We start from the raw sequence: 13,403 nt of genomic DNA on the forward strand, positions 1-13,403 counted from the left end.
CGTTAAAGGCTTAAAGCCAGGGGCGCGAAATCTCCCGTTTGCGCGTGCCGGGGGATGGTGACGATGTCGCAGGGCAGGTAGCGGGAGATCGCGGCTGCGGTTTCGGCGGTGGGCACCGGGGCCACTGGACTCTCATTCAAGAGAATGGCCCGGATGGGAATGTCCCGGCGCAACAGAAACTCCGCCGTGGTGATGCAATGGCTGATGCTACCCAGATAGCTGCCGGTGACCAGCAGTACGGGAAGGTGCAGATCCTTGATCCAATCCGCTGTCATCCGGGTCTCGGTTAAAGGAACCGCGGCGCCGCCGGCCCCCTCGATCAGCGTGGTCCCGTGCGCCAGCTCGGCGCGGCAGAAGGCGAGCAAGCTCTCATAAGAGATGCTCTGGCCTTCGCGCGCCGCCGCCATGTCAGGCGAAAGCGGCGCCTTGAAGCGCCAGGGGGTGATGGCGGCGATCTGCGTGGCATCGATGCGCCGGCCCATCGCGGCAAGCAGATGGCCAGAATCGGATTCGGCGGCGTGGCTGTCCTCGAACCCGGATAAAAGCGGTTTGATGGCCCGCAGGGCCGGGTTGGCGCGCAAAAGCCCGGCCGTGCAGAAGGTTTTGCCGGTATCGGTGCCGGTGGCGGTGACGAAATAGCCTTTCATGCCGCTTGCACTAACCCGAATAGCCGGAATGGGCCACCGGGTCTTTCCTCAGAGTTTGCTTGAGGTTAGTCTGGAGGATATTGCCGCGTCTGGAGTGTTCTGCGCCGTGCCTGAAAGCCATATCGAAATCCGTGCCCGTTGGACCCGCGCCGAGGTGCAGGCCTTGTTGGATCTGCCGTTTCCGGAGCTGCTGTTTCAGGCGATGAGCGTTCACCGCGCGCATTTCGACCCGACCCGTGTGCAGATTTCGACCCTGCTCTCGATCAAGACCGGCGGCTGCCCGGAGGATTGCGGCTATTGCCCGCAGGCCGCCGAATACGAGACCGGGACCAAGGCCTCGAAGCTGATGGCGATTGAGAAGGTGCTGGAAGAGGCGCGTGCCGCGAAGGAGAAGGGCGCTGGCCGCTTCTGCATGGGGGCCGCCTGGCGCAGCCCGAAGGATCATGATCTCGACACGGTGTGCGAGATGATCGAAGGCGTGAAGGCGCTGGGCATGGAAACCTGCGTGACGCTGGGCATGCTGGACCCGTTCCAGAGCCGGAAGCTGAAGGCGGCCGGGCTGGATTATTACAATCACAACCTCGATACCTCGCCCGAATATTACGGCAAGGTGATCACCACCCGTACCTACCAGGACCGGCTGGATACGCTGGATGCGGTGCGTGACGCGGGCATCAATGTCTGCTGTGGCGGCATCGTCGGCATGGGCGAGGATGAAAGTGACCGCGCCGGGCTGATCGCCACTCTGGCCAGCCTGCCGACCCCACCGGAATCCGTGCCCATCAACGCGTTGGTCGCGGTCGAGGGTACGCCGCTGGCGAAGGCGGAGCGGATCGACCCGATCGATTTCGTGCGGGTCGTCGCGGTGGCGCGGATCACCATGCCGAAGAGCTATGTCCGTCTCTCCGCCGGGCGCGAGGCGATGACCGATGAGGCGCAGGCGCTGTGCTTCATGGCGGGCGCGAACTCGATCTTTCATGGCGAGAAGCTGCTGACCACCAAGAACGCGACGGTACCGCGCGATGAGGCGCTGTTCGCCAAGCTGGGTCTGCAGCCGGCGCAGTAACATGTCTTGGTTGGAGACCGGCTGGCGGCATGTCTGGCTGCCTTACGCGCAGATGCAGACAGCGCCGTTGCCGATGGCTGTGGGCCGTACCGAAGGGGCGCGGATCATCCTTGAGGATGGGCGCGAACTCATCGATGGCATCGCGAGCTGGTGGACGGCCTGCCACGGCTATAACCACCCGCATCTGAGCCAGGCCGTGGCCCGGCAGCTGGAGGTAATGCCGCATGTGATGTTCGGCGGGCTCGCGCATGAAGCGGCGTATAAGCTTTCCACACGTCTCGCGGCACTGATGCCGGGTGACCTGAACCGGGTCTTTTTCACCGATTCCGGCTCAGTCGCCGTCGAAGTCGCGATCAAGATCGCGGTGCAGTCCCGGTTAAATCGCGGGTTGCGGGGGCGGACCAAGGTGTTGGCATTCGCCGGCGGGTATCATGGCGATACCATCGGCACGATGGCGGTCTGCGATCCTGAGGAAGGGATGCACAGCCTCTTTGCCGGGCTGTTGCCGGATAACCCGGTGGTGCCGTTGCCGCGTGACGCCGCCAGCATCGCCGCCTTTGAGGCGCTGCTGGCGCGCGAGCATGAGAGCCTTGCCGCGATCATCGTCGAGCCGCTGGTGCAAGGCGCCGGGGGCATGGTGTTTCACGAGCCAGCTGTGCTGGGCAGGCTCCGCGCGGCGGCGGATCATTATGATCTGACGTTGATTTTCGATGAGATTTTCACCGGCTTTGGGCGTACCGGAAGCATGTTTGCCTTCGAGCAGGCGGGGGTGGCGCCGGATATCGTCACCTTGTCCAAGGCGCTGACCGGGGGACCAGCCCGCTGGCCGCGACCATCGCGACCGACCGGCTGTTCGAGACCTTCCTCTCCGACAGCCCGATGACCGCCTTGATGCATGGCCCGACTTATATGGCGCATGCGCTGGGTTGTGCTGCCGCCAATGCCTCGTTGGACCTGTTTGAAACCGAGCCGCGGCTGCGGCAGGTGGCGGCGATTTCCGCACAGCTTGCGCGCGAGTTGGAGCCCTGCCGGGCGCTGCCCGGGGTGAAGGATGTCAGGGTGATGGGGGCCATCGGCGTCGTGCAGTTGGACGCGATCAAGGATCCCGCCGGGTTGCGCCAGAAGCTGATGGCGCAGGGCGTCTGGATCAGACCGTTCCGGGATATTGTTTATCTCACTCCGGCGTTCACAATCTCGCCGGATGAGCTCTCATGCCTGACCAAAGCGATGTTCAAGGTGCTCTCCGGCGGCTGAGTTTTTTGTTGCGTCTTGCCAACAAGGTGGCGTGGTGCAACCTATGAGCGTAAATGCCGCAAGCCGCTCACCTCCTTTTGCGTACCGATGCCAAGCTCAGGCCGGCCTGGGCGATGTTCGATCGTGGCTGGTATCTGCATCATTATCCCGATGCGCGGGCATTATGCGTGGATGCCCCTGAAGCGGCGGCGCTGGAATATTATCTTCAGGTCGGAGCCAGGCTGGGGCACAGCCCGTCACCATTATTCGATGAAGCCTATTACCTCGCCAGCAACCCGGACGTGGCGGCGCTGGTGCGATCTGGCCAATACGCATCCGGGTTTGATCATTACTGCCAGCATGGCTGGCGCGGCGTTTCCCCGCATTGGCTGTTCGACGACGCGCTCTATGCCGAACTTTACGACGATATGAGCCTGGAGAATCTCGAACTTCACGGCTGTTTCGGGCGCTATGATCATTATCTGCGCTCTGGGCAGCGCGAAGCGCGGGTGGGGCATTATCTGTTCGATGCGCCCTATTACCGCGACCAGGCTCTGGCAGCTTCCTGCACAATTGAGGAAATCGACGGGCCGGGCCCCTATGTTCATTTCCTGGCCTGTCTGGGCTCTGGCCGTGACGAGCTGGCGCCGTCGATCTATTTCGACCCGGCATGGTATGTTGAGCAGCATCCCGCGGCGAAGCAGGCGATTCTGCGTGGCGACTATCTTGCCGCCCTGCATCACTATCTCACCAACGATACGCCGGAGATGTTCGATCCTGTCCCGCAATTCTCCGAGCGTTTCTATCGCCAGCGCTATCCGGATATCGATGCGGCCATCGCGGCGGGGCTGTACCGCAACGCCTATCAGCAATTCGTCCAGCACGGATGCTACGAGTTGCGGCAGCCATCGGCCGAGATCGACCTCGCCTATTATCGCGATATGCACAGGAGCGTGCGCGATGCGTTGAACGCCGGATTATTTCGCGATGCCTTCGCACATTTCAGGCGCACCGGGTTAGCGGAGGGGCTGGCCTACAGCCCGCCGGTCAAACGTCCCGGGTTGGAAGAGTATCCCGCCCGCGAGGGGTTCATTCGCAAGGCCCGCGCCGATCTTGCTTTGTTTGCCCGGCAAGGGCTGGATTTCTCTTTTGCCAGCGCGCCGGAGGTCGCGGTGATCATGGTCGCGTATGGGCGCTTTGAGCTGACCATGCGAAGCCTGGCGTCGCTGCGGCAGAATTTTGGGGGGAAGATCCAACTGATTCTGGTCGATAATGCCTCAGAGGATGATACGCTCAGGATCGAGCAATATGTGCGGGGGATGACGCTGCTCAGAAACCCGCAGAATGTCGGGTTCCTGAAGGCGTGCAATCAGGCCTTGGCGCATGTTGCGGCACCGTGCCTGCTTTATCTGAATAACGACGTTGCGCTGGGATTCGGCGCCGTCGCGTCTGCCATGGCGCGGCTCAGCGCCGCGGCGGATATCGGTGCGGTGTGCGGCAAGATCGTCCGAACCCATGGTTGCCTGCAGGAGGCGGGTTCGATCATCTGGGATGACGGAACCACAACCGGCTATTTGCGCGGCGAATCCCCGCTCGCGCCGGGAGCCAATTTCCTACGGGATGTCGATTATGGCTCCGCCGTTTTTCTGCTTTGCCGCACGGCGCTGGTGAAGGCGCTGGCCGGCTTCGACGAAACCTTCATGCCGGCCTATTATGAAGATGCGGATTTATGCGTGCGCATGCTGCAGGCCGGATACAGGATTGTTTACGATCCCGCAGTCAGCGTCGAGCATCTGGAGTTTGGAAGCGCGGTGACACCGGAAGCATCCATGGCGCTCATGCGGCGCGGACGGCGCATTTTTCGTGAGCGACATAAGGCGTTTCTGCAAGCGCAGCCATCGCCCGGCAGGCAGACCCCGACGCGGGCGCGCGAGAGGGGCGGGCGGCCCAAGCTGCTTTTCATAGAAGATACGGTCCCCCTGCGGCGTCTCGGCTCAGGGTTCGTGCGCTCGAACGACATTGTCCACGCGATAGACCGTGCCGGTTACGATGTTCACGTCTTTCCGATGAACGGCGCACCCTATGATGTGATGAGCTTGCTGGGCGACATGCCGGCCCGGGCGGAAGTGCTTTATGACCGGGCGTTCAGCGACATCAAGGCGTTTTTAAGCGAGCGGCGAGGGGTTTATCAGCGCATCTGGGTCGCGCGAACGCATAATCTGCGCCGGCTGCGCTCGCTGCTCATCGAAGCCGGCAATGAGGTGCCGGTAATTCTGGACACAGAGGCGCTCGCCAGTTGCCGCGCCGCGACGAAAGCCGCGATGACCCGAACAGGCTTCGATCTCGACACAGCGCTCCAGGCGGAGTTCGCTGGCTTTCCTGATTTGGCGCGTATCATTGCGGTCAATCAGGCTGAGGCGCAGCTCTTGCAGCGCGTGCGCGGCCAGAGCGTTGAGATATTAGGAACCTGTCGCGAGGCGACGCCGGCAAAACCCGGATTCGCCGCGCGTAGCGGGTTGCTTTTCATCGGTGCGGTTCATGAAGCGGACGCGCCCAATGCGGATTCGTTAAATTATTATACCCAAGAGATTTTTCCGGTTTTGGCGCAAGCCTCCGCCTCGCCGCCGCTGCTCACTGTCGCGGGATATTGCGCGCCGGGCATTGAACCCGCCGGATTGAAAACGAGCGAGGGGGTGAGGGCGCTTGGCGAGGTGGCGCAGACCAGGCCGCTTTATGAAGCCGCACGGATTTTCGTGGCGCCGACGCGCTTTGCCGCTGGTACCCCCTACAAAGTTTACGAGGCTGCGGCGCACGGGGTGCCTTGCATCGTGACGACGCTTCTGGCCGAGCAGCTTGGCTGGCGGGATGGCGAGGAGGTGCTGGCTGTGCCAACGCTCGACGCCGAAGCCTTCGCCGGGGCAATCCTGCGTCTCGACTCCGATGAAGCTTTGTGGACCAGGCTGCGTGCGAACGCTTTGAAGCGGTTGCGCCGGGAGAATGGCGTTGCCGCGTTCCAGACGCGGGTTCAGCAGATTTTGGCGCTTTAAGCTCGGGGCGCTCGTCAGTGTTAACGCGCCACGCGTTACGCTAAAGACCTGCGGCCCTAAGGCGCTCAAGGGTGGCTTGTTGCGGCAATTTATGCCGGTAGGTCAGCGCTTCAGCGATATGAAAACGCTGGGTTTCCTGCGCACCGGCAAGATCGGCGATGGTGCGCCCGACGCGCAGCGCCCTAATCTGGCCGCGCACGGAGAGCTGCAATTTTTCCGCCGCCCGTTCCAGAAATTCGCGGGCCTCGATGGTCGTTGGCATCAGATCCGGACCGGCTTCGGCGTTTGAGCCGGGGCCGTCCTCGCCATAGCGCTGGATTGCCCGGGCTCGGGCGTCGGCGACGCGCTGGGCCACGATCGCACTGCTTTCTCCTGAAGGAATCCAGCTCATCTCCCGCGGGCTGAGCGGCATCACGCCAATGGTTATGTCGATCCGGTCCAGCAGCGGGCCGGAAAGTTTGTTTTGATAGTCTTCCCCGCAGCGTGGCGCGCGGCCGCATTCACGCCCGCCATCGCCCAGATAGCCGCAGCGGCAGGGATTCATTGCGCCGATAAGCTGAAACCGTGCAGGGTAGGTAATATGCGCCGCGGCACGGCTGACGGTGGTCTGGCCGGTTTCCATGGGGGCGCGCAGGGCTTCCAGAGTCGCCCGGGGAAATTCCGGCATTTCATCGAGGAAAAGCACGCCGCGATGGGCGAGCGAGATCTCGCCCGGGCGCGCCCGCAGGCCGCCGCCGGCAATTGCCGCCGGACTGGCTGAAAAATGCGGATCGCGAAATGGGGGGCGAGTGACGAGCTGGCCGTTGGTCAGCATGCCAGAGACGGAATGGATCATGCTGACTTCGAGCGCCTGGCGCGGGGTAAGATCCGGGAGTAGCCCGGGCAGCCTTGCAGCCAGCATGGATTTGCCCGAACCGGGCGGGCCGATCATTAGCAGATTATGTCCGCCTGCCGCGGCGACTTCCAGCGTGCGCCGGGCGACCTCCATGCCTTTGACATCGGCGAGATCCAGGCGCGGCGCGCCAGCACCCAGCGTGCCAGGCGGCGGCGGGGCGAGCAGCTGGGTGCCACGAAAATGATTGATCAAACTCAGCAGGTCCGGGGCGGCGAGAATGGTCATGTCGCCCGCCCAACCGGCTTCCGCGCCTTGGGAGGCCGGGCAGATCAGCCCCCAATCCTGCCCCTGTGCGGCGATTGCCGCGGGCAGAATGCCGGCCGCGGGATTAAGGCGGCCATCGAGCGACAATTCGCCCAGCGCGGCGAAAGCATAGAGTTCTTCGGCGGGAAGGATATCCATCGCCGCGAGAACCGCCAGCGCGACCGGAAGGTCGAAATGGCTCCCTTCCTTCAGCATATCGGCTGGGGCAAGGTTTACGAGAATCCGCTTGGGCGGCAGCGCCAGGCCCATCGACGTCAAGGCCGCGCGGACGCGCTCACGCGCCTCGCCCACGGCTTTGTCCGGCAAGCCAACCATGAGAAAAGCAGGCAGGCCGCTGGCGATTTGAACCTGAACCTCGACGCGCTGGGCGTCGATGCCGGAAAAGGCGAAGCTGTTGACCCTCGCGATGCTCATAACCTGTCCACCCTGGAGTTCAGGACAGGTTATGAATGCAATCTGTGATTGTCTATAGTTGTTTCGAAATCGTTGTGTTTTAGGTGGGCTGACGCTTCACCGTCAAAGGTCCGGAAGCCTGGCAGGTCGGCATCATTTCGATCCGGTTGATATTCATGTGCGCGGGCAGGCTGATCAGCCAGCTGGCGGTTTCGGCGATATCGTCCGGGGTGAGGGACTCAGTGTCCTCATAAACCTTGGCGGCGCGTTGCTGATCCCCGCCGAACCGGACCTGGGAGAATTCGGAGCCGCCGACCTGCCCGGGTTCGATATCGGTAACGCGGACATTCCGTCCCACCAGATCCGCGCGCAGATTGAGGGAGAATTGCTTCACGAAGGCCTTGGAGGCGCCATACACATTTCCGCCCGGATACGGGTAGGAGCCCGCAATCGAGCCGATATTGAGGATCAGCCCGTCATTGCGCTCGACCATCTGCGGCAGGATGGCGTGCGTCATGTGCAGGACGCCGGTGATGTTGGTTGCGACCATCGTGTCCCAATCATCGAGCTTGGCCTCCCAGGCGGAAGCCAGCCCCAGGGCAAGACCGGCATTGTTCACCAGCACATCAATCTTGCGCCACGCCTCCGGCAGTGCGGCGACGAAGGCGGCGACCGCTTTCGTATCGGTCACATCCAGAGCCGCGATATGAACATGTTCGCCCAGCTCCGCCTTCAGCGCTTCCAGCCGTTCGACGCGCCGCCCGGTGGCGATCACCCGATGCCCGTCCTTGACGAAACGCCGTGCGAAGGTGGCGCCGAAGCCTGCTGTCGCGCCGGTGATCAGGATCGTCTTCATGTGTCTGTCCTTTCGGAGGCCTACCAGGAAAATCCTGGCAGGATGGCGGTGGGAGAGAGGTTCGAGGCTGCCGCTTCCGCAGGCGCCTGCTCGTGATGCACGGCGTGGATGCCGGAAAGAACCCAGCAGCTGTCGATTCCGGCGGCTTTCGCGCCGGAAATGTCGGTGCGCAACGAATCGCCGATGGCCAGGGTGCGCTGCTGTGTCGTACCGAGCAAGGCGAGTGTCGGCTTGTAAATTGCCGCATCCGGCTTGCCGCGTTGAATGACGCGGCCGCCCTCCGCCTCGTACAGCTGGGCCAGATAACCGGCGCAGATGATGCGATCCTTGCCCTTCATCACTTCGAGGTCCGGGTTGGCGCAGATCATCGGCAACCCGGCCTTCAGGCAGGCCGCCAGTGCCGGCCGGTAGAGATCGGGGTTGTGCGGCCCCAGCTCGTCGTCCGGTCCGGTATTCAAGACAAAATCAGCGACCTCGGGGGAGGCGGCCTCCTCGTAATCGAGCGTGTCGAACACGTCCCGGTCGCGTGGCGGGCCGAGATGGTAGAGACGTTTGCCCAGGGTAGCGAACTCGTCCGTGCGGGTCTTCAAACCCAGATAGACGGCTTCGCCGCTGGACATGACGCCGTCATGCAACGCCGGTGTGACGCCCATGCTGGCGAGAAATTTGGCAATCCCCGCCGCCCGGCGGGGGGCGTTGGACAGGAAGACCACGCGTTTACCCGCCGCCTTGAGGCGCGTCAGGCAATCGAGAACGCCCGGATAAGGGGCGAAGCCGTCATGCACAACGCCCCAGAGATCGACGATAAACCCGTCATAATCAGCGCAAAGCTGGCCAATCCCGGTCATAATCCTGCTCCCACGGCGTCGGACACGGTGTTGAAGCCGCGATCTTTCAGCAAGGTCGCAAGCCGCTGTTTGAGTTTTGGCAGCATGGCCGGCCCTTGATAGGCGAAGCCGGTATAGATCTGCACCAGGGAGGCGCCGGCCAGGAGTTTAGCCAGCGCGTCCTCCGCGGTGAACACCCCGCCCGCGCCGATGAAATTGAGCTGCCGTCCGGCAAGGCGATAGGCGCGGGCGAGCATCGCGGTGGAGGCACTGAACAGCGGCGCGCCTGACAACCCGCCAGCCTCGCGCCGCAGTGGGCTTTTCAGCGTGTCCGGACGCGCAATGGTCGTGTTGGAGATGATCAGGCCGCTCACTTTATGTTGGAGGGCAACACCAATGACGGCTTCCAGCCCATCCTCCGACAGATCCGGCGCGATTTTGACATAGACCGGCTTCGGGCTGTCGATGCCGGCCAGGATACCGGCGAGCCGCTCTTCGGATTGCAGGTCGCGCAGGCCGGGCGTGTTGGGGGAGGAGATGTTGATCGTGATGTAGTCGGCATGCAGCGCAACCGCCTTGACCAGCGCCGGGTAGTCACGCTCCGGATCCGCGCCGTCCTTGTTGATCCCGACATTCGCGCCGAGGACAAGGCGGGTCTTGTCCGCCTGTTTCAGGTTTTCGAGATAGGCTTGCAGCCCCTGATTATTGAAGCCCATCCGATTGATGACGGCGTTGTCCTCGGCCAGGCGAAACAGCCGGGGCTGCGGGTTCCCGGGCTGGGGGCGAGGAGTAACGGTGCCGGCCTCCACAAACCCGAAGCCCAACCGCCCCAATGCCGTCACCGCATAGGCGTTCTTATCGAACCCGGCGGCAAGGCCGATCGGGTTCGAGAGTGTCCGGCCGAAGGCCTGCGTGGAAAGGCAGGGATCGTCCGGTGTGTTGTCGGTACCCACCAGCCCCCATCGCAATGCCTTGAGAGATAGGTTATGCGCGCGTTCCGGATCCAGTTGCCGCAGGAGCGGCATCAATAGAGCAGGGGCGAAGATCATTTGACGTAGACGAGAATGACCTGATCCAGCCCCGCGGTCTTGGCGCCGGTTGAAACGCGCGATGCTGCGACACCGTCGGCGATGATCGCTTTGGCGATAGCCTGCGCCTCGGGGGTAAGGCCGGCGAGAGTTTTGGCGTCTGTATCCGGGTTGCCTGTAGCCGGTGCCTCAGCGATGACCTGGAAAGCGGCATCCGGCTTGATTGCCAGGGCCTGGCTGACGGCGTTGCGTAGAGGTGCCTGGAAGTCCTGGGTGTCCGGCAGAACCGAGACCAGCGGGATGCGGTTGTGAAACGCATCCGCGGCTGCGACCGTTTGTGTATCCGGCCCCGCCGGGGTCGGAGAGAAGGTCTGACGGCCCGGGGGGGCGCATGAAGCCAGAACCAGAGCGGATAACAGGGCAGGGGCGCGGCGCATGTCTCTTATCTAGTCGGGGCATGCTTGCGCGGCAACAAGTGTTAAGGCGATGTTTGCTCAGGGCATACCGGCATAGTGAGGCGTGGCTGATGTTCGATCTGGTTCTACGAAACGCGAATCTGCCCGGGGGGCGGAAAAATTTGGATATCGCGATTGCCGATGGGCGGATCGTGGCGGTCGAGATTGGGGTGCAGGGCAAATCTGCGCAGGACATCGATGTGACAGGGCGGTTGGTGACGCCACCTTTCGTTGATTCGCACATTCATCTTGATTCCACCCTGTCTCTGGGGCTGCCGCGGATGAATGCCTCCGGCACTTTGCTTGAAGGGATCGCGCTTTGGGGCGAGCTGAAGCCGCATCTGACGCAAGAGGCGATTTACGAGCGGGCCAGAAAACTCTGCCTTTGGTCGGCCGCGCGAGGCACGCTGGCGATTCGCTCGCATGTCGATGTGTGCGACGAACGGCTTTTGGCGGTCGAGGCGCTGGTGCAATTGAAGAAGGATTTGGCCGCATGGATCGATATCCAACTGGTGGCATTTCCACAGGACGGCTTTTTCCGGTCGCGCGGTGCTGAGGCCAATCTGCGTAAAGCTTTGAGGATGGGGGTCGAGGTGGTCGGCGGCATCCCGCATTTTGAGCGCACGCAGGAGGATGGGCGTCTTTCGGTCCAGGCTTTGATGAGGATCGCCGCCGATGCGGGTCTCATGGTGGACATGCATTGCGACGAAAGCGATGATCCACTGTCACGGCATGTCGAAACCTTGGCCGCGGAGACATTGCGTTACGGTATGGCGGGCAGGGTTGCGGGCTCACATCTGACCTCCATGCATTCGATGGATAATTACTATGTGTCGAAATTGATCCCTTTGATTGCCGAATCAGGCCTGTCGGCGATTGCCAATCCTTTGATAAATATAACTTTACAGGGACGTCACGACAGCTACCCGAAGAGACGTGGGATGACGCGGGTGAAAGAATTGCTGGCGGCAGACGTGCCGGTGGCCTTCGGCCATGATTGCGTGATGGATCCTTGGTACTCGCTCGGCAGTCATGACATGCTGGAGGTGGCCGCGATGGGCCTGCATGTCGGCCAGTTAACGTCACTGCAAGAAATCGATGCCTGCTTTAAGGCTGTCACCAGCACGCCAGCGAATATCCTGAAGCTGGACGGGTATGGGGTGGACCCCGGGTGCTGGGGTGATTTGGTGGTTTTGCAGGCTGAAGATGAAATGGAAGCGATCCGGCTGCGGGCCGAGCGGCTTTACGTGTTCCGGCGCGGCAAACTCCTGGCGCAATCGGCCCCTCGGGAAAGTCAGGTTTGGTTTGGATCTGACAGGCAGAATGTGGAGTTCACCCGTCAAAATCTCAATCAACTCCGCTCAACCTAGAATTTTCCGTGATTAGGTTGACGCATATCCTGCGTGTTTGAGGTAATTTGTGCATTCTTCTGGCGGGAAGTGATCGAGTAGTGAGCCGATGCGCCGCCATGTGGCTTCTACGGTTCTCTCGGCGGCTTTTCTGAGTAGGGTTTTGAGCTTTGCGAAGACCTGCTCGATGGGATTGAGGTCTGGGCTGTAGGGCGGCAGGAAGAAGAGTTTGGCGCCGGCTTTTCTTATGGCATCGCGCGCTGTCTTGGCCTTGTGGCTGCCGAGATTGTCGAGGATGACGACATCGCCGGGGCGCAGCGTCGGCACCAGAAATTGCTCGACATAGGCAGTGAAGCTGCGGCTGTTGATGGGGCCATCGAGTACACAGGGCGCGGTAACCTTGTCGGCCCGCAGGGCGGCGATGAAGGTCAAGGTTTTCCAATGCCCGTGCGGCACCTTGGCGTGCAGCTTTTGCCCACGCCGGCAGCGCCCATGGGTGCGGGTCATGTTGGTTTTGGCCCAGGTCTCGTCGATAAACACCAGGCGAGACGCGTCAATTTTTCCCTGATACCGCCGCCAGCGCGCCCGCTTGAAGGCGATGTCAGGCCGGTCCTGCTCGGCGGGCAGCACGGTTTTTTTTAAAGCTGATGCCCTCAGCGCGGAAGAACCGCGACAACATGCCGGTGTCGGCGCGCACGCCACGCTCTTCCCACAGGCGCACGCTCAACGCCGCCAGCGTGATGTCGGCCTGCTCCTCAATGACCGCCAAAAGCCAGGCACGCTCGGGCTTCACCTTTGAGGGCCGGTGGCCACCAGTGCCAGCGCTGCGTCGGTCACCAACCCGAAGCAGGCGCTGAACCCATTTGATGGCAGACGATGCGCTCACGCCAAAACGCCGCGCCGCGGACCGGCAAGTCTCTTCGCCACTCTCCACAACCGAAATCACGCGTTCACGAAGATCAGAAGAATAAGCTCGGGGCATCAGCGCTGGCCTCCTCAACCAGTCCTAATCGTGAATCACATCAGCCCCGCGTCGGTAAAGAGATAGGATTCAAGCTATTCACAGAGGACTCTAGACTCGTAAAAGCTGAGCTAAGCTTGCGTCCCAAGATGGAGGCTTTTTACCTGAAGGAATATTGGATCGGTTATCATAGAAACGCGTTGAGGCGCTTTTATTCACGCCCCGACATTGGCGAGCATAGGGCGTTCCGGCTGGTCGATGCCCTATTTGCTAGAGCGATATGTGTTTAGGTTGACGCGGTAGCGTCAAATTAAACACATGAAATTGCTCGCAAAAACGAAAGCTAGAGCATTCAGCTAAAAGCTGAAGACTCTAGAAAATG

Annotated in this window: 10 protein-coding genes and 1 pseudogene; 4 read left to right on the plus strand and 7 right to left on the minus strand. The window is 61.9% G+C overall.

Features of this window, described 5'->3' with window-relative positions; translation table 11 throughout:
* Positions 1-2: 2 nt before the first annotated feature.
* Positions 3-647 carry a dethiobiotin synthase gene (gene bioD / locus ACZ46S_RS16165; protein ID WP_464062574.1) on the minus strand — a complete coding sequence of 215 codons (645 nt, stop codon included), beginning with the start codon at positions 645-647 and terminating at the stop codon, positions 3-5.
* Positions 648-741: 94 nt separating this feature from the next.
* Between bioD and bioB the strand changes: the two genes are divergently transcribed.
* The 3 genes and pseudogenes from bioB to ACZ46S_RS16180 all read left to right on the plus strand — a co-directional run bounded on the left by bioB (position 742) and on the right by ACZ46S_RS16180 (position 5,993).
* Positions 742-1,713 (plus strand): biotin synthase BioB, encoded by a 972-nt coding sequence (gene bioB / locus ACZ46S_RS16170; RefSeq protein WP_295737520.1) that lies wholly within the window; start codon positions 742-744, stop codon positions 1,711-1,713.
* Position 1,714: 1 nt separating this feature from the next.
* Positions 1,715-2,967: pseudogene (locus tag ACZ46S_RS16175) on the plus strand (adenosylmethionine--8-amino-7-oxononanoate transaminase).
* Between the two features lie 53 nt (positions 2,968-3,020).
* On the plus strand, positions 3,021-5,993 hold the full coding sequence (locus ACZ46S_RS16180) for a glycosyltransferase (protein ID WP_464062575.1): 2,973 nt from the start codon (positions 3,021-3,023) through the stop codon (positions 5,991-5,993).
* A gap of 40 nt (positions 5,994-6,033) precedes the next feature.
* Here ACZ46S_RS16180 and ACZ46S_RS16185 read toward each other — a convergent pair whose 3' ends face one another.
* The 5 genes from ACZ46S_RS16185 to ACZ46S_RS16205 form a co-directional block, all read right to left on the minus strand.
* Entirely contained in the window at positions 6,034-7,566 is a 1,533-nt protein-coding gene (locus ACZ46S_RS16185; RefSeq protein WP_464062576.1) for a YifB family Mg chelatase-like AAA ATPase, read from the minus strand.
* Positions 7,567-7,645: 79 nt separating this feature from the next.
* Complete coding sequence (locus tag ACZ46S_RS16190) at positions 7,646-8,401, minus strand: SDR family oxidoreductase (RefSeq protein WP_464062577.1); 756 nt, start codon at positions 8,399-8,401, stop codon at positions 7,646-7,648.
* 20 nt (positions 8,402-8,421) lie between these two features.
* Positions 8,422-9,249 carry a TIGR01459 family HAD-type hydrolase gene (locus tag ACZ46S_RS16195; protein ID WP_464062578.1) on the minus strand — a complete coding sequence of 276 codons (828 nt, stop codon included), beginning with the start codon at positions 9,247-9,249 and terminating at the stop codon, positions 8,422-8,424.
* Positions 9,246-10,277, minus strand: coding sequence for a quinone-dependent dihydroorotate dehydrogenase (locus ACZ46S_RS16200; protein WP_464062579.1), 1,032 nt, complete (start codon positions 10,275-10,277; stop codon positions 9,246-9,248). Before ACZ46S_RS16200 ends, ACZ46S_RS16195 begins: the two co-directional genes overlap by 4 nt.
* On the minus strand, positions 10,274-10,693 hold the full coding sequence (locus tag ACZ46S_RS16205; protein ID WP_464062580.1) for a hypothetical protein: 420 nt from the start codon (positions 10,691-10,693) through the stop codon (positions 10,274-10,276). Before ACZ46S_RS16205 ends, ACZ46S_RS16200 begins: the two co-directional genes overlap by 4 nt.
* Before the next feature lie 89 nt (positions 10,694-10,782).
* Here ACZ46S_RS16205 and ACZ46S_RS16210 point away from each other — a divergent pair, with 89 nt between their 5' ends.
* Complete coding sequence (locus tag ACZ46S_RS16210; protein ID WP_464062581.1) at positions 10,783-12,081, plus strand: amidohydrolase family protein; 1,299 nt, start codon at positions 10,783-10,785, stop codon at positions 12,079-12,081.
* 12 nt (positions 12,082-12,093) lie between these two features.
* Here the strand turns inward: ACZ46S_RS16210 and ACZ46S_RS16215 are convergent.
* Positions 12,094-13,042 (minus strand): IS630 family transposase gene (locus ACZ46S_RS16215; RefSeq protein WP_464062582.1). Its coding sequence is split into 2 segments (ribosomal slippage): positions 12,094-12,699 and positions 12,701-13,042, totalling 948 coding nucleotides; the frame shifts between segments, so codons are not numbered across the junction.
* Between the last annotated feature and the right edge of the window lie 361 nt (positions 13,043-13,403).

The sequence above is a fragment of the Acidocella aluminiidurans genome, assembly GCF_055383125.1.

What these genes read in the sequence shown, in the direction of transcription:
- bioD (WP_464062574.1), bottom strand. Translation starts at nt 647, where the DNA reads ATGAAAGGCTATTTCGTCACCGCCACCGGCACCGATACCGGCAAAACC.
- ACZ46S_RS16180 (WP_464062575.1), top strand. Translation starts at nt 3,021, where the DNA reads ATGCCGCAAGCCGCTCACCTCCTTTTGCGTACCGATGCCAAGCTCAGG.
- ACZ46S_RS16185 (WP_464062576.1), bottom strand. Translation starts at nt 7,566, where the DNA reads ATGAGCATCGCGAGGGTCAACAGCTTCGCCTTTTCCGGCATCGACGCC.
- ACZ46S_RS16190 (WP_464062577.1), bottom strand. Translation starts at nt 8,401, where the DNA reads ATGAAGACGATCCTGATCACCGGCGCGACAGCAGGCTTCGGCGCCACC.
- ACZ46S_RS16195 (WP_464062578.1), bottom strand. Translation starts at nt 9,249, where the DNA reads ATGACCGGGATTGGCCAGCTTTGCGCTGATTATGACGGGTTTATCGTC.
- ACZ46S_RS16200 (WP_464062579.1), bottom strand. Translation starts at nt 10,277, where the DNA reads ATGATCTTCGCCCCTGCTCTATTGATGCCGCTCCTGCGGCAACTGGAT.
- ACZ46S_RS16205 (WP_464062580.1), bottom strand. Translation starts at nt 10,693, where the DNA reads ATGCGCCGCGCCCCTGCCCTGTTATCCGCTCTGGTTCTGGCTTCATGC.
- ACZ46S_RS16210 (WP_464062581.1), top strand. Translation starts at nt 10,783, where the DNA reads ATGTTCGATCTGGTTCTACGAAACGCGAATCTGCCCGGGGGGCGGAAA.